We start from the raw sequence: 21,861 nt of genomic DNA, 5'->3' as shown, positions 1-21,861 counted from the left end.
ATAAAATCTCCATTAAATCGCTTTTAGAAGTATAAAAGTTATCCGCTAAATTTTGAAAGAAGAATTTATTTGCGTTACTTATTCTCTTTTCCATATATACTTCATCTTCTGGGCTTTTGGCAATGATTGCAGAAGCATATTTAAGTCTCCATTTATAAACTTTCTGACTATATGGTAGTGTCTCCCGAGGCCGCAAACCTAGTTGGTTCACCCTCTTTGGCACCTTCCTATTTTTTGCCTAATTAGTTTAAGTAAATAGTCCATATTATTATATTCTCCCCCCAATTTGCAAATATGCAGACTATGTAGAAAACTAGTTTTAATCCTCTAAATAAAAAAGAGTGAATATCCTAGGGACGGATAGACACTCTTAGTTTCTTATTCTTTTCCTGAAATATAAGCCCATTTATAGCTATAGTCACCTGTAAACGGATGAGAAATGATTCCGTGTACATATGGTTTTTGTAGCGACATAAGCCCTGATTGATACATGGATGCAATTGGAGCATCTTCTTCCATTATAATTTTCTCTGCTTTAGCTAGTGCTTCCCAACGTGCCTCTGGCTCCAATGCAAGTTCATTTTTTGCTTGGTCAATGAGCTTATCCAGCTCGGGGTTTGAATAGGACATATTGTTTTGTGGTGAGCCCGTGACAAACAATTCTAGGAAGGTAATTGGATCCTGGAAGTCAGGTGCCCAGCCTGTACTTTGAATGTCGTAATCCTGTGCTGCGTCTTTATCTAATTTTACATTGAAAGTGACTGGTATAAGCTTGACAGTCAAGCCTTTAAGATTACCTTCCATCTGGGCTTTTAAATATTCATCCATATTTTGAGCTAGCTCACCATCATTACCGACCAATTCTAATTCTAATTCAGTCAATCCTTCCTCGGCCATTCCCTCTGCAAATAGTTTAGTAGCTTCTTCTGGATTGTACTTAGCCATATCCCCGTTAATTTCACGGAAATCTTGTTGATTTTCATCAAATGTCAATCCTTTGGGAACTAGGAAATCTCCCGGAATAGAGCCGTTAGCTAATATCACAGATGCCAAATCCTCTTTATTGAAGGACATTGCGATTGCTTTACGGATTTTCACATTTGAAAGAGCAGTCTTTTGTCCATCACGCTCTTGGTTCAGCTTCAAATAGAATATTGTTGGTTTTAGTTCTTGTAGCACCTCTTCATGATCAGCATATTGAAGTGCAAACTCACCGGATAAACCAACTCGATCTTTTTCACCATTCTCGTATAAGTTAACAGATGTAGCAGTTTCTTTAATTACGTCCACGTTAATTTTGTCTAACTGAACAACTTCCGCATCCCAATAATTTGGATTTTTCTCCAGTGACCAAGACAAGCCTGTCCCATCCCATTCAGTCAATACGAATGGTCCGTTGTATATAAGACTATCAGAATTAGAAGAATATGAACTTCCCATCTCTGTTACATACTCTTCATTTTGAGGATAAAAAGTTCCAAATGCCATTAAGGAACTAAAATAAGGCACTGGTCTTTCTAGAGTAACCCTCAATGTTTTCTCATCTATTGCTTCTACACCTAATTCTTCCTTGCTCATCTCACCCATTGAAATTTGCGTTGCATTTTTTATTAATCCCTGCATCATATAAGGTCCATATGAGCTGCCTGTGTCTGGGTCAATCGCTCTTCTCCAGGCAAACACAAAATCATTTGCAGTAACTGAAGTACCATTTGACCATTTTGCATCTCGTAATTTAAAAGTATAGGTCAATCCATCCTCTGAAACTTCTGGTTCTCCCTCAGCCATTGCAGGCACTGCAATGTTCTCTTGATTTAATCGGTAAAGACCTTCCATAACATTGTTTAAATAATTGAATGAAACTGCATCGTCCGCTAAAACAGAATCCATCGATGGAATTTCAGCACCTGCAACTAAATTTAACTCTTGTGCCTCATCAAGCTCACCAGAATCCTTTCCCTCAGTAGTTTCAGGCTCTTTTGGTGTACTACTTTCTGTTTTTTCTTCTTGATTGCAAGCAACTAACAAAATACTTAAGACAAGTAAAAACACACATAATAACTTTCTATTAATCTTCCTCACATAATTTCCCCCCTTTTGTACTGTAACTATATTAATATATTTTAAAAATTCTAAAAAATCAATGCTTTTTTAGATTTCACTCATTCTTTCAGCTTAATTACTTAGTAAAGAAGAAGCTAGCAAACATTCGTTTACTAGCTTCTCTATTTCACCGTTATAATTTATAATTCCCTAGCCATTTCCTTTACAATTTCATCTATTGCAGTCACTGCACCGGATTTGTTTTGTACTAATACGCTGAATATATATTGTTGACCGCTACTGCCTTCTAGATAACCACTAAGTGTACTAACTCCAGTTAAAGATCCAGTTTTGGCAAAAACCTTACCTGAAGTGAGCGAATCCTTCAATCGATTTCTTAATGTACCTCCTACCATTCTTTCAGGATGTGCAGCTATAGGAAGACTATTAAAATAAGTATTGAACCAATCTTCCCCTTGCACTTTATATAGCAAGTCACTAATAGCAAAGCTAGAGACCGAGTTTGCATGAGACATTCCGGACCCGTCCTCAAACTTCCAGTCATTCATATTTAATTGGATGGACTTGCCGTATTGCTCAATTACCTTTAAACCTGCCTTCGTGCTTCCATGATGGCCCTCTACTTTACCCATAGTTTTTACTAAAATGTCAGCAATTCCATTATTACTTAGCTTCATAAAAGGAATAAGTAATTCCTTCAATGGCATAGATTCTTTCACCAAGATAAGAGTAGCACTTTTAGGAGTTGCTGCTCTAAAAAGTTTGTCTTTTTTATACTCTATACCTTCTTCTTCTAGTATTGCTTGAAACATTGTGAGCGTATGAGTAGTAGGGTGAAGCATCGTTACCCATTCTCTTTTGGTTTTATCAATCGGTAGGTTACCATTTATGATGATTTGATTTGTTCTATAAGATCTCTCAATTGTGATGGTGTTGCTTTGGCCCGCCTCAACGGTTTGAGCTTGATTGACTATTTCTAAATCTCCAAGATAAGGAGTTGCTTTTACTAAAGGAGCATTTCCGATAGCCGTACCACTTACATCTATGATAATTGTTCCAGAATCGTAGTCAGCATTTGGTGATGTAGTCAATGCAGAAATTGGAGCTGCATAGTAATACGATTCATCACCTTCCCATATACCTGGAGTTAACAAATCATCATCGAACCACTTGTCATCACCAACAATTCTTCCATCAATAGTTTGAATACCTTCTGCTTTTAAAGCTTGCGCAAATTGTCTTAAGTCTTCCTCCATAAGAGTAGGATCTCCTTGCCCTTGAAGATATACATCCCCTTTTAGGACTCCGTTAGATAGCTTACCACTAGTATATAAACTAGTTTTAAAACGATAATCTTCTCCAAGTATGTCTAGTGCTGCTGCAGTGGTGATTAGTTTCATATTCGAAGCTGGTTTGACAGGAGTTTGACCATTATAGTCATACACAGCCTCACCAGTCACCCGATCGATTACCGCGATACTGACCTCTCCACCCGTCAGTTTTTCATCAACAATTTTTGAAATTGACTCATCCAAAGCCAAAACGAACGGTTCTTCTGCTTGAGCAACCTGTCCCATTCCAAGTAAACTTACAAATAATACCCAAGCCATCATTAGGCTTGTCCACTTTTTCCTCATAACCTTCCCCCTCTTCTAATTTTCATTGATAGATAAGGGTCATATTCCTCATAAAGAAAAAATTTCCTTCAATGGAATAAGAAACAGGCTTTTCGATTGAGTTTAATGTAGCCTCACTCATTCGATAAGCCTATATACACTTTCTGAATAACGCGTCTTTTGTATTAGTGATGATTTTTTCACTTTTTAATAGAAGTAGTTACGTTTGCTGCACGATAAAAAAGTAGATTTTTAGTAATTCGTTTTGTTATGACCGTATAAAATTTTTTATGACCGTTCAAGCAAGTTTTATGACCGGATAGAAAATTTTATGACCGTTCAAGTAAGTTTTATGACCGCATAAATTTATTTATGACCGTTCAGCTTAATGTAATTAAATGATTCGAAAAGTAGTTGAAAGCAGTTGATGAATCTTTTCGGTGTTTAATGATGTATCAAAGGAAAGATAAGGAGATTCCTCCTGTGAGACCATTTTCGGAAGAAAAAGTGGGCTATCCAAGCCCAACTGCTCTAAACGTTTTTTGTAAAAGGAATAATAGCTATCCTTCTTTAACGGCCCAGCATGTAATATTCCCGTCACATCATTTTTAGCTAGCTCTAAAATAGCATTAGATAAGTCATCCACATTTACAAAGGATCTATAAACATTTGCCCACGCATGGAATGGTTTATCATCTTTAATGTTCTTTATTATTTGGTCTGTTCGATTGTCTAATTTATTCATATCGCCATACAAAGGACCTGTTCGAATTATTACATGATTTGGATGAGTATTCATAACATATCTTTCTCCCGCATGTTTTGCATTTACATATACAGCTAGCCGGGCTTCTTTAGGCAACAAACCGGTAGGATCCAATTCCTTATAGCTGCCTTTCCCTTCCACAAATACTGCATCGGTAGATACGAAGATTAGCTTGGTGGTACTTTCTAATTCTTCTAGGACATTTTTCAATCCCACGTGAATTAGTTGATCCTCTGCCTCCATACTCATAAGACACCATATTACTACATCCGGCATACTCTTCTTAATAGCTTGTACAATGGAAGGTTTGTCTGTTACATCTACATGCATTAAATTTATTTCATTTTTCAGTGATCTAGAGGTTCCTACAACGGTTAGCGAGTCATCTTCTAAAGCCCTTCGATATAGAGTAGAGCCCAAAAATCCTGTAGCACCTAATATTAGTATTTTCATCATGTCTTTCCCTTGTTATTAGATTTGGTTATTATAAGGTTTTCTATAGATTCTTGTATTGAATTTCTTCCATTCTTCTTTAAGTTTAGTCCATTCCCTTTTATCAAATTTTACAATCCTGAACGTTGTTACTTTTACAATATGTTTCGTAAATTAATTTCAAAGCTTCTGCTATTTTCTCATCCGCCAATTGATTAATATTTCGATTTGGCAAATTTTTGGCTCCTATAACGAATAAAATTGGAGCTTTCGAAAATTCACCGATTATCCCAATATCTATTACTACATTATCTAATCCACCTGTCATATGATTTACTAAGTGGCTTGGAATTCCTTTGATTTCTCCTCTTTGCCTAACTAGACCATTGATAAGGGGAGCCCATACTTCTGGCTCTGAATCATAGCCTTGAATACTACATTTTAAAAGTTCTAAGATTTGAGCTAACTCGCCCTCGCTACTTAAATCCTTTGGATTTTGCTTTATATTAATTTTCTTAAAATAGGTTCGAATCTTTTGATTAAAATAGTCCCAGGTTCCACAAAATTGAACTATGCTATTTGCTACATGACTATCATGGCAGGCAATCATCACCTCTACCGCTTCACAAAGCATCAGGCTGGACCTATTTTGATAATGAGGATAAAGGACATCGCTATCCTCATCAGGGTTAAATTTTATATTTTGTATTTTATCCGTCCACTTATATTTCTGCTCTTCCACCAATTTTACAACGCAAAAAGCAATTGCTATCTTTGCTGCAGAAGCTAAAGGCACTATTAAATCCTTATTTAAAGAAAGTAAAATTTTGTCTTCTGTCGGTGAGTAAAGCGTGATTCCAATTTCCCCCTGCTTAATTTCCTTTAATTTTTCTAATATGTTTTCCATTAAACCCCACCTAGCAAAAAATAATATTATATAATGTTATACCTAGACTACAAGAATAGGCTTAATCTTTATGATAACACACTAATAAATGGTAAATGTGTTAAAAGTGAATTTTCTGATACTTAAATGTAATAAATACTGTTCTTCACTCTAGTTGTCTAATTGAACGCATATCTAATTATGCTTTCCTCCGTATTATAAATCTCTATTCGTATAAGAAAAACGTCTTCAATGAATACTTTGAAGACGTTTAATGTTTTTATGGGTTTGGAATAATGATTGATTAAAACACAGCTACAAATGCTGATTCTAATAGAAAATCATAGTCCCTATTTTGAACAAAGATTAATCAAAAGCGGCTTTTTGTAATAAAGATTGAGTATTTCTAAAATACCAAATACATTACTTATTGCTTGCCTCAGTTAATTCAGCGGCTTTTGTTAGATTTCCTTCTTTTTCAAGCTGGGCAATTAGTTCATCTAACGTGACGCCTTTTTCTTTAGCCATTTCTTCTAAGTTGACAGGTTCACTAGCTTTGGTACTCGAAGTTAATTCAGTAGCTTTTGTCAGCTTTCCTTCTTTTTCAAGCTGAACAATTAGTTCGTCTAACGTGACGCCTTTTTCTTTAGCCATTTCTTCTAAGTTGACAGGTTCACTGGATTTAGTAGTTTCCCACATGTCGGTGTTGCTCGCAGCATATGCAGATCCTGCAACAACAGTTAAACCTAGTACTAATGTCGAAATTGTTAATTTTTTCTTCATGTTAAGTCCCTCCTTTCTATTTGATGTTTCCAGTATATAACTATTTATGTTAAATCCTTGTTAAGACAATTTACAAGAGTGTGATTTAACACGCTGTAAAACGGGGAAACCTCGTAAAACCTTAGACAGTTCCGTACAATTCTTGCATAATCATCTTACAAATTTATGTATGGGTTTAAAAACATGAACATTTCTTATTGAAGGACGAAGAAAACTTGAAAACGTCTTTCTTTAATACACCTCTACAAACCATAATACAAGGTATTTATTAAAAAACATTATGAATTTTATATTGTAAATCCGACCCAAACTTTACTCGATTAAATGACTCGATTGTTAACACAAGTTATAGAACAATCTTCAACTTTCCTACAGTTTTATTTGAACAAGAATTGATTCTTACAATTTTCGCTTTTATAAAACTCTACTTACGACACATTTTATTCCAAATGTATTTGCTACACCATATCCATTTTTCCAAAAGCCCATTTAACAAAAAACACCACAACCAGAAAGGCTGTGGTATTCCAAAATATTGATTTGCAAGAATGTTGGTTGAAAACGATTAGTTGTAAAATGGACAATACATCTTGATTAAATAAGATGCATTACTTTCTCAACGCTACAGCAGGCTCTGTATGAATTAACTTGTAGCTTGCTATTACGCTAATTACAATTACAACAACACCTGTAGAAAGTATGGAAAGTACTATTTGTAGTGGGGTGATGATAATTGCTAAATTGAAAATCATTCCCACTAAGTAAGTACAGCCAATAAGGACAGCTTGAGAAATAGCTGACATTGTTGCTAAAAGTAAATTTTCACTGACAATCATTTTCCGTATAGATCCATTATTATATCCCAATGCGGACAGCAGCCCCACTTCCTTGTATCTTGAATTTTGCAGTTTAATCAGTAATACGGAACTGATAAACAAACCAATTGCTAAAATTAAAATAGAAACGATCAAGAACAAATGGCTAATATTTTTAAATGTATTTTGCAAAACTTCTACTTCTTTGGCTGCAGTTTTACTGTCGATTTTTTTGTCAGCAAGCATTTGACTGACTGGCACAATATCTTCAAAGTTCTTTACATCATAACTGATTGAGTAGTTTTTTTCATTCTTCACACTTTGGTAAAATTCCTGTTCGATATCGGAGCTTACAAAGAAGTCATCGTAGTCTGCGTTAAAGATGCCGCTTATCATAAGGGTGTATTCTTTATCTCCATAATTTAAGGTAACTTCTTTACCAATCAAACTACTAATATCATTTTCAAATTTTTTAGCGAGGCTCGGACTAAGTGCTATTTCCTTTTCACCTGTTTTGGGCATAGCACCGTATGACATCTTTTCAGTGGCCTTTGCCATTGGGTATTTTTCTGCTAAAGCTTCCGTTTTATCGCCTATCCTTAAAGTAGCATCCGCTATTTTGTATTGATAATACACATTTTCGATACGCTTATCGGATTTCAACAATTCAATAACTGTTCCATCATCCTCACCTTTAATATAACCGTTGTTAAAGGCAGTGTTTTTATCTTGAAACTCCGAAATATTCTTGTCCATTATATTCCCAGAAGATAAAGACAACATAAATACAAGGATACCGATGGAAATTGCCAAGCTGACACCCATATAGCGTGTCATATGCACTTTGAAGTTCTTATGCCCTCGCTTGAAAGCAGATACTTTACTAGTGTTAGTTAAACTGAGTTTATCATCACTAGAAATAGCTTTTTGAGTGTCGGTATTTTTTGCAATAATTTTCCCTTTCTCAATATGAACGACTTCATCCGCATAGCTACAAATCTTTTGATCATGCGTAATCACAATAACCAAACGGTCTTTTGAAATCTTTTTTAAAAGTTCCATAATTTCATTAGAGTTTCTACGGTCTAATGCTCCTGTTGGCTCATCCGCCAAGATAATACGAGGTTTACTGATCAATGCTCTTCCAATTGCAACTCTTTGCTTTTGACCGCCTGAAAGATTTTCGATTTTTTCATTAGTCTTTTGTGATAACCCCAGTTTATTTAGCAGTTCTTTGGCATTTTCTCTATTTTCCTCTTCGCTTGAAGTATTTTGCTCACAAGGAAGCAAAATGTTTTCTAGAACGGTATATCCGCTTAAAAGATGGTAATTTTGAAAGATAAACCCGATATTTTCTCTGCGATACGCACACAATTCATCAGCATTCATTTTGCTAATAGAAGTACCACAAACCGTAATATCACCGCTGTAATCACTGTCAAAGCCTGCAACCATATTAAGCAGCGTGCTTTTACCGGAACCCGATGCACCTAAAAGGCAAACAAGTCCTTTGCTTGGAAAGTTAATACTTGTATCATCCAAAATAAGTGAATCCTCATATTTTTTGGTAAGTTTTTTTATTTCGATCACTATCTGTCACCTGTCTTTAAAGCTCTAGTTAAATTGGTCTTTAGATAGGCAATAGCAGTTGTAAAGAAAGCAATGACGCCTACTAAAGCAATGAATAGCACGCTCGATATCAACATCTTAGAATTTAAAATACTTGCGCTGAACAAGCCTTTGGTAACTATATTGATAAGGGGTGATGTAACAAGCATTAACAGAATTGCTGTAATGATTTCTGTTATCTTTTCCGTCAAGTTAAGCAGACTCAAATGAGCATTATTAAAGCCGCTGACTTTATAAATTGCAAATTCTCTTTTTCTCATAAAACCTGTGATAAGGGAAATAGCAATAACCATAACGACAGCTAAAATTCCTATGAACATACTTGCTGATTCTGACTGTTCGGTTGTTTGCTCATTTAATCTAACAATATCCTCAACAAGTTCAAATTGACCAAGAGGTACAATTCCTTTTTCGTTAAGCTCGTCTTTAATGGCAATCATATCAGTTGGAGTCTTTGCTCGAATAAGAAAATTCATTTCGTTATTTTCAAATCCTGCTTGTTTTCTCAAATCATCAAGGGCAACTTTACTGAAAAAGAATGAGTCATCAATTGTAAACTCTATCATTTCCCCTTCATATTCAGAATAGACACTATTATCTGCAACACCTACTATTTTTGCGGTAATAGATGCGTCTTTTAAAACAGGGGCACCTGTGTCCCAATTGACAATAGAGCTGCTAAAATCAATTTCTTTGCCGATTGCTTGCTCGTTTGATATGCCCAATGTTTTAACAAAACTTTCTGGAACAACAACCTCGTTGTCTTTACCTGCCGGCATATTTCCTGTTACCAACTTATTGATTGTCGGAACATTACCTGTTCCTTGTATTTGATATTCTTTCCCACTAACAGTTACTTTAATATTATCAAACGCTTGTAAAAAAGCAGTAAAATCAACACGCTTATCGCCTATATATTGATCATATAAGCCACCAATATCCTGTGACACATCAGCATTGGGCTTTTCTTCCTCTTTATCTCCTGTACCTCCTGCACTCATAAAACTGCCAACTATACTAATATCTTTTAGTCCTTCGCCATAAGTATCAATCAGTTTGTCAAAATCTCCTTGACTGCTGCTCTCGACGGTTCCACTTACAGTTGTAAGCAAAAGAATACCTGCAATCATTAGAGAAAGAGCTGCTACTAGGAATCGACCAAATTTACTTTTAGCATTCGATTTAGTCATTGCAAAAGCGTTTTTAATGGATAAGCGATGACTTTCACCATATGTAAGTTTTTCTGTATTCGTTACATTTTTTTGTGGGAATACAGTCGTTTCTCCCTCATCCAAGTCGATAACGTTTGATTTATGATCAATTAAATTGGTATCGTGGGTTACAACGATAACAGTCCTGTCTTTAGAAATAGCTTTCAGAATATCCATTGTTGTTTTTGCGTTTTTTTCATCCAAGGCACTTGTTGGCTCGTCCGCAATAATAACACGCGGATTTTTCATGAGCTCTCTAGCGATGGCAACACGCTGTTTTTGTCCGCCTGAAAGATCTTTCACTTTTCGATGAGCAAAGTTAAATATTCCAAGGTCTTTTAAAATTTTTTCAGCATTCTTATGATTTTGTTTATCCTTTAGATACTGTGGCAACAACACATTGTTTAAAACGGATAAGTCTTCGAGCAAATTAAAATCCTGCCAAACAAATCCAAAAATATTGTTGTAAAAATAACTTTTTTCCTTAGTGGTTAACTCTTTCATATTCTTTCCGCAATAGTAAACCTCTCCACCGAAATCTTGTTCCATACCGCTAATGATTTTTAAAAGAGTCGTTTTACCACTACCCGAAGCACCAACTATAAAATTCAGTCCTTTCCCCATTGTAAGGGAAATATTATTCAAAGCGAATTCGCCATTATATTGTTTGGATACATTCTTAAGTTCAAACATTTGATTTCTCCTATCTACTATTTTAGTCTTTTTTCAATATCGAGAGTTTCCCAGCTGAGATACCCCAAATTTCATTTGCATAATTTGCAACCTTTTTGGAGTGTGTAACAATGATTACACATTTATTTTCCTCTTGGGAAAGTCTAGTAAGTATTTTCATAATACTTTCTTCGGTTTCAGTATCTAAGTTTCCGGTTGGCTCGTCCGCAATAATGATGTCAGGATTGTGAGATAAAGCTCTAGCAATACCAACTCGCTGTTGTTCTCCACCGCTTAATTTTAATACCTTTCGATTTGCAGTCTCTTTATCAATACCTACACTTTGCAATAAGGAATAGGCATATTCTTTTTTATTTGCCACTTTGATACCACTTATGTCAATTGAGAGCATAATATTTTCAATGGCTGTAGCATTGATAAGCAAATTATAGCTTTGAAAAATAACACCGATTTTATTTGAACGGTAGTTATCACGGTCAATCGTTTTTATATTTTCACCGTTATAGAGTATTTCTCCCTCTTGACTAAGGTCAAGCCCCGAAAGCAAAGCTAACAGTGTCGTTTTACCGGATCCTGACTTGCCGACGATTGCATACGTTTTTTTAGGCTCGAATTCAACGTTAATATTATTTAGAACTTTCTTTTTAGTTCCGTCATAGGCATAAGACAAGTTCTTAACTGCTAATACACTCATTTTCATTTCCTCCTTAATTTCTTTCTGACAGAATTTTTATTGGTTCATATTTCGTGATATACACAAGTGACATGGAGCTTGAAATGATGACGAGTAAGCCACCGATAAGGAACATCCCTAGAATAACACTCGCATCTAATTGAACATTTAATGACTGAATGATTTCATCTGTATTAGGCATCGCTGCACCGGAGCCCCCTAAATTTCCACCCATATTTTCCATTTGTTCTTGTCTCTGCTCAATTTGGTCGGAAAGGAGTTTATTTGATATAGGCTGTGCTGTAAGGCTCCCTACTCCCAGTCCGAGCATAACCGCAACCATTGTTACAATGATTGATTCATATAATAAGGTTTTAATAACCTGATATTTTTTCATCCCAATAGCTCTTAAAACACCAATTTCATATTTGCGTTCTCTAAGAGCAATAAGATTTAGTAAAATAAGAATAATGCCACCTAAAATAAGCACTACGATTAAGAAAACTGTGCTTATCTTTTGTACACTTTCAACAGGTCCTGCAATCTGTTTGTACAGATATGCGTTATTTGTCAACGAGTAGTACTCACTAAGACCTTTTCCTTGAGCTTCCTTAATAAAAGCATCTAAATCATCGGGAGAGTTTAAGAAATACTTAATACGCGACATTGTACTTGCTTCTTTTCCTACAAGCCCTGTAGCTGTTTCGTAAGTAGTTAAAATTTCATTTTCTCTTGTCATATAAGGATCTTTAACAGCATATTCGCCCATATTGTCTTTTGTTAGATCTTTATAAATACCTTTTATTGTAAGGCTAACGTCTTTATTCGCATCCGCAATGGAACGAACTGTAATGGAATCGCCCACTTTTAAGCCATTTAACTGCGCCAAATTTTCACTGATAACAATTTCATCATTTTTTTCAAATATTTTTCCATCTATTATTTTACGTTCGCCTTTTTTGAATTCTTCGAACAACTCATAAGAAGAACTTCCAATTACTTTTAAATTTGGAGGACCAATATCAGGAGCACCACCTTCAGCACTTACGGCACCTTCTAGTGGTGCATCCTCCTGTTGATTTATAGCATTTATTTTTGATACAGCAGGAGCTTCTAAATAAAAGTAATAGTCTTTTACATATTCGGAATCTGCGTAATTTTTAAGCTGATCAATGGTTACTTCGGGAAAATCGGTTGTAATTCCGTCTTCATAAAGTTTTGCAAAATCAAGCTCGACATTTATTTCACTACCAAATTGATTTTTATAATCGGTTATAATACTACTTGTTGCAGTGTTAATGACCAATGAAATGACACAAGTGATAGCGATAATGACCGATACAATACCAACTAATATGTTTCTTCCTTTGTTTCTTTTAATGTTTTTTATGGCGTTTTTTAGAATATACATTTTTTGTTCCTCCTTAACTTGTGTCATCATTGTATAAAAAACGATGTTAAACCTCTGTTAAGTGGTTTTCATTGTATTGATTTAAATGCTTAACAGAGATTTAACACATACTTACAGTACAATAGAAGAAGAGGTGATTTTGGGATGAGAATACTTATTGTAGAAGACGAGCTTGATTTGCAGGATGCAATTGCAGATGGGCTTAAAATAGATGGTTACGCAGTTGATACTTGTGACAACGGTGAAGAGGCTTATGAGCTTTTATATGAAGTAAATTACGATTTGGTTGTACTTGACTTAAATCTCCCGAAAATGGATGGGCTTGAGGTTTTAGAGAAGATACGAGATGAAAGGCCTGAATTAAAGGTGCTTATTCTCAGTGCAAGAGGTAGTGTTAATGACAAAGTGAAAGGCTTAGACATAGGTGCGAATGATTATTTGGCGAAGCCATTTGATTTTGCCGAGTTGGAAGCCAGAATACGAAATTTATTAAGGCGAAAGTTTGTGCAAGAAAGTAGTACACTTTCATGTGGTGAAATTAATGTAGATTTATCAAAGCGTATTGTAGTTGTGAACGAGAATGAAATAGCACTTACAAAAAAAGAATTTGCATTGTTAGAATATCTTTTGTTTAACAGGAACAGAGTGGTTAGCCAAGAAGAGCTAATTGAACATGTTTGGGACCAAAATGCAGATAGCTTTAGTGGTGCTATTCGGGTTCATATTGCAACTCTTCGAAAGAAGCTAAAAGCTGTTTTACACTATGACCCCATTGTAACGAAAATCGGAGAAGGGTACATTTTATTAGAAGAGGATAGTGATATTAATGCTTAATAAAATGCCTATTCGATTACGACTAACAGTTATAACCGTTGCTCTATTAACAGTCTGTTGCGTAGGACTTACCTTAATACTAAATTTGTCTGCTAATAGAATGGCTACAATAATTGATGCAACTATTGTAATACCTGCACGAGAGGTCGGCGAAGAAATAGAGTTTAATGAGAGCACTCAATCACCGGCAGGCAGAATGACCCCTACTGTTTCATCACTTGCTTCCCAAAAAGCTAAAATGGATTTTAGAATTGAAAGCATTATTTACATGCTTTTAGTTATTGTTGGTGGGGGATTTTTAACATACTATCTTTCGGGAAAGGCATTAAAACCTCTCGATATACTCAATAGTCAAGTTAAAAATATTAATGTGCATAATTTATCTGAACCGCTATCTATCCCGCCTACAAATGATGAAATTGCAGAACTTACTTTAACATTCAATAAAATGAAGGATAAGTTAGATAACTTTTTTATGATTCAAAGAAGATTTTCTGCAAGTGCCGCTCACGAGCTTAGAACACCTCTTGCAGTGTTACAAACAAAGATTGATGTATTTAAAAAGAAACAAGCGCATACAAACGAAGAATATGATGCGCTTATTTCCGTTATTGAAAAGCAAACAAAGCGCTTGAGAGGACTCGTCGGTAGCCTTTTAGATATGACGAATATGGAAGAAAACAGTGAACAAAATAGCATTTACGTAAAGAATATTTTGCAGGATATTATTTTCGAACTTTCTCATATTATCAAAGATAAGAATGTTACAATCACCTTAAATTGTGATAATAGCGTTGTTTTTGGAAACATTGACCTACTGTATCGTGCTTTTTACAACCTTGTGGAAAACGGAATTAAGTACAATATTGAAGGCGGCACAGTTGAAGTTATTGTTAATAGATTAAATAATGAACAGGTTTCAATCAAAATTATAGATACAGGTATCGGCATTGCAGACAAATACAAACAGAAAATATTTGAACCTTTTTATCGTGTTGAAAAATCACGCTCCCGTCAACTGGGTGGTACAGGCTTAGGTCTTTCAACTGTTAATAACATTATCAAAAAGCATAAAGGAACTATTACTGTTACTGACAATGAAAATGGCGGAACTTGCTTTCATGTCATCATAAATAGTGTTAAATAGTGGGCCGTGCCCAAAACATGCTCTTGATTAAGAACTGTAAGGAATAATTTCTTCGAAAACGCCAAATAGCGCTCAAGTCTTTACGTGGGCGCTTTGTTCAAAACTTTAATTAGTTTTCGTAATGTTTTCAACAAAGGTGAGAGTTGATAAAGTACTGCCCCATCTGTTACCTCTGCTTCGTCCAAATTTCTTTTGTTGGCTTAAGCAGAATTATTCTTGCAACCATGTTCAACTTACTCTTTAAACCCATATCACTCATGGAGTCTAATTGGAAGACTACTTTGAAAAAATGTAGTGTATTACCCTGATAAATGGGCAGTAACCTGCAGTCATATCAACTGCATAGGTAGGAACTAAGGAGGCGTTGTTATTTTATCGGCGTTTTCAATCTATGCACTAAAGATTAGCCCTTTTAGTGATAAATTGATTTCAAAGTATTATAGAAAGATAAATCAACCTTTTCCTTTAACATAGCCTAAGTTAAAAAAACACCTTATGCAGGTGTTTAAATTTGCCTATAGGCTAGGACATTTCTTCTCTACTGGGTGTTACAAGTCTTATTTAACTACCCTGCTACGCTAGTTAAAGTACATTTCTTCACAAACTTTATAATTAAATTAACATAAATATCCAACGAAAAATCATCTAACCTCTAAGAAATCTACAGAGGAGAGATGATTTTAATGAAACTTTATTACAAATTATCGAACTTCATTATAAATAATCAATCTTTTTTACAAAGCTACAGTTTTTATATTAAATTAATGTTTTTCTAAAGGAATAGCACCATTTGTCATATTCTAATTTTTCTTCATAAAACCGATGTGCATCTATTCGTTGAATACCTGATTCTAGTGCTACATATTCTGCACCGTTTTCTTTAGCATAATCCTGTATGTATTTTAATAACTTCTTGCCATAGCCACCTGAACGCTGGGACGCATCGGTTACTAAATCGTAGACAAATATATGACTCTTACTGTAAAAATTTGTTCTCCAGCTAAAACCGACTAATGAAGCTATTTTCCCTTGAAAGTATAAGGCGTAAAGCTTGTAACCATCCTTCTGCATTTCTTGTAATAAATCTATGTACGCTTCCAAGGTCAAATCAGTTCTCAGCTGCTTCATTATAGGATAAGCTTCTACCCACTGATCCTTTGTAGTTAACTCACTTATTATTTCTAACGTGGAATTTACAGACATATTGTTTCCTCATATTCTATAATTTTATAAATGAAACTCAGATTTAATTATTTTTGCTACCTCGTCTGGACTAAAAAAAGTATTATCTATTCTTAAATAGTTTTCCCGTTTAATTTCCTCAGGAAACGAATTCAACCTATTGCTTTGCAATGTACTTAGTAAATGCTGTTCTGATTGCTCCACGTTTCTTTTTGTTGGTTTACATTCCAAACGGTGTGGATCCTTATTTCGCTTTAATCTTTCCTCTACTTGTGCTTCTAACTCAACAAAGTAAATAGAGACCCCATTAGAAGACATCAACTGACATATACTTTCAACATCATCCCAATCCTCTTGTTTATCAAAATACCAAACCTTTGTAAAAATCATTCCGTAATGATTACTTTGAGTAAATGATTGAAATATTTCCTTTCGAAATTGATGAGTGAGCCGCCACATTTCATCACTAAAGCCAAAGAGCGGCTCTAGTAGATCAATTGTCATATGATTATGAAATAGCTTTAGACCCGTCAATTTTGCGAGCTCCTGTCCAACTGACATCTTACCAACTGCTTGAGGACCAAATATAAACACAAACTTCTCCATTTTCATTTTCCTCCGTTATCTTAAAAACAAGATTTATTGATCCTCTATCACTAACATATTGTTTTCGTCAAACTCCCAGTCTTCAGCATAAGCTATTTCCCAATAGTAGCCATCTAGGTCAGTAAAGTAGCCTCCATAGCCTCCCCAATCAGTTGCTTTCGGTGCTTTCTGAATAGTTGCCCCTGCTAAATTAGCCTTTTCCATTAACTCATCCACTTCTTCTTTGGTTTTTGCGTTGTAAGCTAATGTAATTCCTGGGAATCCACTTGATAAGACTGGGGGATTCTCTTTATTTGTATCCTTTGCAAGCTCCATAATTGGATACAATGCTATTTTCGTTCCTTCATTTTTAAAGAAAATAATATGCGGATTTGATTCTGTTCCTCTAATAGATGTGGCAAATCCAAGCTGTTTATAAAAATGGTGAGCACTGACTATATCCCTTGTACCTAGTGTAATAATATTAATTCGATTCATTTACTTTCCTCCTCCATTTTATTCCTCAGGCATCTTATAACGTGGGAAAAATTGATACACCATAAATACGCCGAACGATAGACATAGTAACGACCATATAATCGTCCCTTCCGTAAAACCGATTAGTCCAAAAAATATACAAATTAGACCAAACCAAGCTGCAAATGAACCCACAAAATATGTATAGATAGCACCGATGAAGGTCACTATTCTTCCTAGAAACTGTCCTGATTCACTATATTTCACCGTATGAAGAATACTTAAAATAATGCTCCACATTAACAAAACTGGAATTCCCCATAAGAAAACAACTCCAAATAAATCTATCATTTTAAAACCCCATTATTTAGCTTGTAATACCTATTAATTTATATATGTATAAGTTTATATGCTCTTGTAAAACCTTTTAAAAAGGAGTGATACAGATTGAAAAAGCAAGAGAATTATCTTAAAAATTCTCATAAAAAACAGAAGTTAACACTTGATAATGGTTCTACCTTTCCCAATGGCAAAAATATGCCTGGGAACTCTGTTGATGAACATAAGGCGTTTGAGGAAGCCAATATAATTCTGACTGGCGATGAAATAAAACAACAAAACGAAAACCTATAAATTCAGCCTCTCAAATACTAGAAATGTATATCCCTCTAGTATTTGAGTATGTATCATGCATAAATACTAAGAAATAACCTCTTTTCAAAACATGGAAACTCATTATACTATCCCATCCACATCCACTCGAATCCACATGGTAATAAAAACTAAATGCAAAAAAATCTCAATTTATATAAATACGCCAAAAGTTCTTCATTTCCTTCTTAAATTGATGGCCCTTTTTGGATTTATTAATAGTCTGAGTTTGTTGCATTTACAAACAGTTTTAGTCTAGCTCATTCAAACTATTATTTAGTTACCATCTATTAATTTACTAAGCAGTTATTTGGTAAAAGAGTTAAAAGTATACTATAATCAAAATACAAGACTTAAGACTTAGTTCATAAGACTCTTATTACATGATTTTAATTAGAAGATGGGAGAGAAAAAAGATGAGTATCTATGATTTTGATTTTAAAGTGCCAGACATCAGCGGTAACTTAGTTTCGTTAGAGAAATTTAAAGGGAATGTAGTATTAATTGTCAATACTGCTAGTAAATGTGGCTTTACATATCAATATGAAGATCTTCAGAAGTTATACGATCGATATAAGAATAAAGGATTTGTTGTTTTAGGATTCCCCACTAATCACTTTGATAACCAGGAGCCTGGGACGAATGAGGATATTAACCAATTTTGTAAGTTAAATTATGGTGTTCAATTCCCTATGTTTTCTAAGGTAAAAGTAAGAGACGAGGGAGCTGAACCTCTTTTCAACTATCTAACTGCGGTTAAGCCCTTTAAAGGATTCAACAATTTTCATCCATCATCGCGACTCTTAAGTTCTCTCATTAATGAAAAGGTTCCACATTATATGCACGGTAACTCTATTAAATGGAACTTTACCAAGTTTTTATTAGACCGTAATGGCAATGTTCTTCATCGCTTTGAACCTACTACTGACACAGTAGATATGGAAAAGGATATTGAAGCAATATTATAGTTCCGATTGAGTTCTCAAAATACGATTCTTGTGAATTTGCAAAAATCGTGTTTTGTGACGTTTTTTTGCTGTAAAGACTATGTTGCTCTTTTTGTACTTTTTATAGTATCTACATTATTTTAAGAATCTCTTTCTAGTATTATCTAAAAATACATATTAGGTAATACTCATAACTTCTTATTTTTAAACTGAGGCTGATGAGGATGCAGCTTCGTCAGCCTTCACACAATCAATTGCGATAACAAGCGCAATAATAATAGTTTCCATTTCTTCTTTTAGAATTTGAACCTTGTAACTATCTCCCCAAGTGAACCACTCCTTGTTCACATTACCTACCACTTCCCCATGCTCTAACACCTGAAAGTTCATATCCCACCAGTTGCCATGTACCTCAATGCCTGCCGCGTCAATAGAATAGCGCGCTTTCAAGAAGGACCATTCTTTCTTAATCGTTAACACCTCTCTACCATTCACCTCTACAAAAAACTTTGGTAAGAAGCTGAACATTTTCTTTGTAATGAGCGCGACTTCATCTCTTGATGTATTCATAATGGAGAAAGTTTTTGGAATCTGCATAAAGCTGCCCTCCACGAAGTAAACATCGTTCTCCTGCTGATTCTTTACAGTAAACTTGCCACTTAGACTCAATACCTTTTGCTTTATATAAAGTTCCTTCATTTACTTTTCCTCCTTTTGTATATAGTAAATTTTATTTTAATTTACTTTCATTTATTTTCGCTTAAAATATCGATCCTTCTTCCAATGAAGTGAGCTTGAATAGGCGCTAAATTTAGTTCTCTTGCCCAAACTGAAAGTTGACCTATATGATGTATTTCGTGTGCGACAATATGGTGTAAAATTTCATCGATTGTATACTTTGCTTTAGCCCAAGGTACACTAACCACCTTATTCATATCAAAGTTCGACTTTAAAAATTTTGCATTTTCATCTCTCAGTTCATCTGAGATTAGTTGTACTTTTTCCAAGGTTTCGTAATTACGGAATTCAAATTGGATATCTTCTTTTCCCTGAATCCCTTGCAACCAGCTGTATTCCACTTCTGTAATATGAAAAAGGGTATGTAAAATACTTTCTACTCCACCGCATCGTTTTTTATATAACTCCTCTTTTGATAATTGCTTACACCATTCAAACCAATCATCTCTTACGTGCCAATTGTACTCAAAGAACTTTCTCATTTTCAAGAATCCCTTCCAAGTATTTAAAAACCTTTATAAAAGTCCCGGACTTAAAAGCCAATGTTGTTTGAAAGTCATTAATGAAGTTTTACTTTGTATCGGTCAATAGATTTAGGAATTCCTTTTATATACAAAGAGCCATTATAAATTAACTGTCTTATTCTATATTCTAAAAAGAACAAGTTGATATTAGCTTCTGAAGAAATTAACATCTCTCTAATCACTTCTCCAACAGGGATGAAATCTTTTTCCGTTTGCTTGGCATGAAGTCCTTCTAGTGTTTCCAGGATGAGAGAATCAAAAAAGCTCTCTGGGACGCCTAATATTTCCCCGTCATTCCAAATGCGTAATACTTCCATTCTTTCGATTAATTTTAACCATTCCTCCGAGTAATAAGAACGTTCTTCTAGGGATAGTTGGCGGCTTTCTTTATTTCGCTCAAATAAGGATTTTATTTGTTTTGAATCCATTTGACTCGTAAAAGAAATATCAGCTTTTTTCTCTTCTATCTGATTTCCTAATAGATAGATAGTATTTTTCTTTTTTCTCAATAAATACAACATAAATCGAAGTCCTATTTGTTCAGCTGCATTGCTCCCACACCATAAATAAATAGGTACTGACTCTGAAATATCCTCGATTTGGCGTAAGGAATTACTGAATTTACATGTATAAATTCCTTCTTCAAGCTCGTCATTTATATTTTCATATAGCCATTCTTCACGTATTTTTCTGTCTTCTTTTTTATCTAATTTCCCTAAAGGACCGTACGATAAGTTATCCGGAATTGCGATTACCGTCTTTGGCCTTGGAAGTCCCACATTAAGCGAACCGGCAGTAGATTCAAAGCAAACTAAATGATAAGGGCCCACAGGTTTTTGGAAATTCTTGCGAAGATAATCTTGTATTACTAGGTTGATTTCTTCTACTATTTCAACCATTAAATCCACATTGATGAAGTAGCTATAAGAAATAGCTGGTTCATAATCTTCATGATGGAAATATTCAAAGTCAATTGCTGCATTAATTTTATAAATATCGCACTCATGTTTTCTTAAATCATAAACAGTTATATATTTTTGAGTTTCTATTTTATAAACCATGACTGTGTTCGGCTCGAAGAAGAAATAAATGAATGGGTGATGAATCTTTTTTTTAATGATAACTCCTCTTTTCACTAGCATTTTGTTCTAGCATTTGGCGTAAGTAATCATCTGATTTACCTTTTGGTATACTTAAGTTTTCCCATTCCTTATTTTTGATAAGCTTACCAATGTAGACTATTTGACCGACATGATAGGATTGGTGTGCTAACTGTCTTTCAATCGCCTCGATAACTGAGTGACCTTCACCACGAATATAAACTATTTTCAATAAATCCTCCTCTTTTAGTTCATTTAGTGCCTCCATTAATACATGCCATCCATTCTCCCACATAGCCTGGAGATTCCTTTTGGTTGTGTTATTGTCTTCAAATTCACTATCTCGATTTCGATTTAGCTTTTCACCGTCAGAGGTTAAAAAGTCAGTCCATCTTGATATCATATTACCGCTCATATGCTTTCCTATAATTGCAATACTGTTTGACTCTTCATTTAAAGTCCAATGTATATCTTCTTCTGATAATTGATTAAAAGTTTTATCCCCAAGTGCTTTCATACTTTCAAATCTTTTTTTAACTACCATTAAATATTCTGATCCAATACTCAAAATTCCACCCCACTTACATATTTTTTCAATATTACATATATTGTACTTTATACAACAAAATAAAACAGCTGTTTTGCAAATTCAAAATTGCTGCTTCTTTATTATATTCCTTGTATAAATTTTACCTCA

Annotated in this window: 21 protein-coding genes; 4 read left to right on the top strand and 17 right to left on the bottom strand. The window is 34.6% G+C overall.

Annotated features, from left to right (window positions below):
• Positions 1-378: 378 nt before the first annotated feature.
• The 9 genes from ACQKNZ_RS07135 to ACQKNZ_RS07095 all read right to left on the bottom strand — a co-directional run bounded on the left by ACQKNZ_RS07135 (position 379) and on the right by ACQKNZ_RS07095 (position 12,979).
• A complete protein-coding gene (locus ACQKNZ_RS07135) occupies positions 379-2,082 on the bottom strand; it encodes a peptide ABC transporter substrate-binding protein (RefSeq protein ID WP_427658759.1) in 1,704 nt (567 codons plus the stop codon).
• A gap of 161 nt (positions 2,083-2,243) precedes the next feature.
• Positions 2,244-3,701, bottom strand: coding sequence for a D-alanyl-D-alanine carboxypeptidase/D-alanyl-D-alanine endopeptidase (gene dacB / locus ACQKNZ_RS07130; protein ID WP_427658757.1), 1,458 nt, complete (start codon positions 3,699-3,701; stop codon positions 2,244-2,246).
• A 373-nt stretch (positions 3,702-4,074) separates the two neighbouring features.
• Positions 4,075-4,899 (bottom strand): SDR family oxidoreductase, encoded by an 825-nt coding sequence (locus ACQKNZ_RS07125; protein ID WP_427658755.1) that lies wholly within the window; start codon positions 4,897-4,899, stop codon positions 4,075-4,077.
• Between the two features lie 103 nt (positions 4,900-5,002).
• Positions 5,003-5,785 carry a serine hydrolase gene (locus ACQKNZ_RS07120; protein WP_427658753.1) on the bottom strand — a complete coding sequence of 261 codons (783 nt, stop codon included), beginning with the start codon at positions 5,783-5,785 and terminating at the stop codon, positions 5,003-5,005.
• Positions 5,786-6,187: 402 nt separating this feature from the next.
• Positions 6,188-6,547 carry a hypothetical protein gene (locus tag ACQKNZ_RS07115; RefSeq protein WP_427658751.1) on the bottom strand — a complete coding sequence of 120 codons (360 nt, stop codon included), beginning with the start codon at positions 6,545-6,547 and terminating at the stop codon, positions 6,188-6,190.
• Between the two features lie 608 nt (positions 6,548-7,155).
• Positions 7,156-8,952 carry an ATP-binding cassette domain-containing protein gene (locus ACQKNZ_RS07110; RefSeq protein ID WP_427658749.1) on the bottom strand — a complete coding sequence of 599 codons (1,797 nt, stop codon included), beginning with the start codon at positions 8,950-8,952 and terminating at the stop codon, positions 7,156-7,158.
• Complete coding sequence (locus ACQKNZ_RS07105; RefSeq protein WP_427658747.1) at positions 8,952-10,895, bottom strand: ATP-binding cassette domain-containing protein; 1,944 nt, start codon at positions 10,893-10,895, stop codon at positions 8,952-8,954. Before ACQKNZ_RS07105 ends, ACQKNZ_RS07110 begins: the two co-directional genes overlap by 1 nt.
• Positions 10,896-10,917: 22 nt before the next feature.
• A complete protein-coding gene (locus tag ACQKNZ_RS07100) occupies positions 10,918-11,589 on the bottom strand; it encodes an ABC transporter ATP-binding protein (protein ID WP_427658745.1) in 672 nt (223 codons plus the stop codon).
• 13 nt (positions 11,590-11,602) lie between these two features.
• Entirely contained in the window at positions 11,603-12,979 is a 1,377-nt protein-coding gene (locus tag ACQKNZ_RS07095) for an ABC transporter permease (RefSeq protein WP_427658743.1), read from the bottom strand.
• A gap of 144 nt (positions 12,980-13,123) precedes the next feature.
• Here ACQKNZ_RS07095 and ACQKNZ_RS07090 point away from each other — a divergent pair, with 144 nt between their 5' ends.
• Together ACQKNZ_RS07090 and ACQKNZ_RS07085 are read left to right on the top strand one after the other, a co-directional pair.
• Complete coding sequence (locus tag ACQKNZ_RS07090; protein ID WP_427658741.1) at positions 13,124-13,813, top strand: response regulator transcription factor; 690 nt, start codon at positions 13,124-13,126, stop codon at positions 13,811-13,813.
• A gap of 4 nt (positions 13,814-13,817) precedes the next feature.
• Positions 13,818-14,960, top strand: a complete 1,143-nt coding sequence (locus ACQKNZ_RS07085; protein WP_427658739.1) for a sensor histidine kinase — start codon at positions 13,818-13,820, stop codon at positions 14,958-14,960.
• A gap of 756 nt (positions 14,961-15,716) precedes the next feature.
• Here ACQKNZ_RS07085 and ACQKNZ_RS07080 read toward each other — a convergent pair.
• Genes ACQKNZ_RS07080 through ACQKNZ_RS07065 form a run of 4 tightly spaced genes read right to left on the bottom strand, consistent with a single transcriptional unit; the run spans position 15,717 to position 17,555 of the window.
• Positions 15,717-16,163: a GNAT family N-acetyltransferase gene (locus ACQKNZ_RS07080; protein WP_427658737.1), complete on the bottom strand. Its 447-nt coding sequence runs from the start codon at positions 16,161-16,163 to the stop codon at positions 15,717-15,719.
• A gap of 24 nt (positions 16,164-16,187) precedes the next feature.
• Entirely contained in the window at positions 16,188-16,748 is a 561-nt protein-coding gene (locus ACQKNZ_RS07075; RefSeq protein ID WP_427658735.1) for an AAA family ATPase, read from the bottom strand.
• Between the two features lie 33 nt (positions 16,749-16,781).
• The gene (locus tag ACQKNZ_RS07070) at positions 16,782-17,225 is read right to left on the bottom strand and encodes a VOC family protein (RefSeq protein ID WP_144538148.1); all 444 of its coding nucleotides are present in this window, start codon (positions 17,223-17,225) and stop codon (positions 16,782-16,784) included.
• A gap of 18 nt (positions 17,226-17,243) precedes the next feature.
• Positions 17,244-17,555, bottom strand: a complete 312-nt coding sequence (locus ACQKNZ_RS07065; protein WP_427658733.1) for a hypothetical protein — start codon at positions 17,553-17,555, stop codon at positions 17,244-17,246.
• A 96-nt stretch (positions 17,556-17,651) separates the two neighbouring features.
• Here ACQKNZ_RS07065 and ACQKNZ_RS07060 point away from each other — a divergent pair, with 96 nt between their 5' ends.
• Together ACQKNZ_RS07060 and ACQKNZ_RS07055 are read left to right on the top strand one after the other, a co-directional pair.
• Complete coding sequence (locus tag ACQKNZ_RS07060; protein ID WP_154311067.1) at positions 17,652-17,837, top strand: hypothetical protein; 186 nt, start codon at positions 17,652-17,654, stop codon at positions 17,835-17,837.
• A 434-nt stretch (positions 17,838-18,271) separates the two neighbouring features.
• Positions 18,272-18,823 carry a glutathione peroxidase gene (locus ACQKNZ_RS07055; RefSeq protein ID WP_427658731.1) on the top strand — a complete coding sequence of 184 codons (552 nt, stop codon included), beginning with the start codon at positions 18,272-18,274 and terminating at the stop codon, positions 18,821-18,823.
• 183 nt (positions 18,824-19,006) lie between these two features.
• Here ACQKNZ_RS07055 and ACQKNZ_RS07050 read toward each other — a convergent pair whose 3' ends face one another.
• From ACQKNZ_RS07050 to ACQKNZ_RS07035, 4 genes are all read right to left on the bottom strand, one after another.
• Complete coding sequence (locus ACQKNZ_RS07050; protein WP_144538146.1) at positions 19,007-19,501, bottom strand: LURP-one-related family protein; 495 nt, start codon at positions 19,499-19,501, stop codon at positions 19,007-19,009.
• Between the two features lie 47 nt (positions 19,502-19,548).
• Positions 19,549-20,022 (bottom strand): DinB family protein, encoded by a 474-nt coding sequence (locus tag ACQKNZ_RS07045; protein WP_427658729.1) that lies wholly within the window; start codon positions 20,020-20,022, stop codon positions 19,549-19,551.
• A gap of 77 nt (positions 20,023-20,099) precedes the next feature.
• Positions 20,100-21,206, bottom strand: coding sequence for a DUF1835 domain-containing protein (locus ACQKNZ_RS07040; protein WP_427658727.1), 1,107 nt, complete (start codon positions 21,204-21,206; stop codon positions 20,100-20,102).
• Entirely contained in the window at positions 21,178-21,732 is a 555-nt protein-coding gene (locus tag ACQKNZ_RS07035) for a DUF1572 family protein (RefSeq protein WP_340862910.1), read from the bottom strand. The genes ACQKNZ_RS07040 and ACQKNZ_RS07035 overlap by 29 nt, the downstream gene beginning before the upstream one ends.
• Positions 21,733-21,861 lie beyond the last annotated feature (129 nt).

It is taken from the genome of Psychrobacillus sp. NPDC093200, assembly GCF_050280345.1.
Lineage (GTDB): Bacteria > Bacillota > Bacilli > Bacillales_A > Planococcaceae > Psychrobacillus > Psychrobacillus faecigallinarum.
This window is presented reverse-complemented; position numbering and strand designations above follow the sequence as displayed.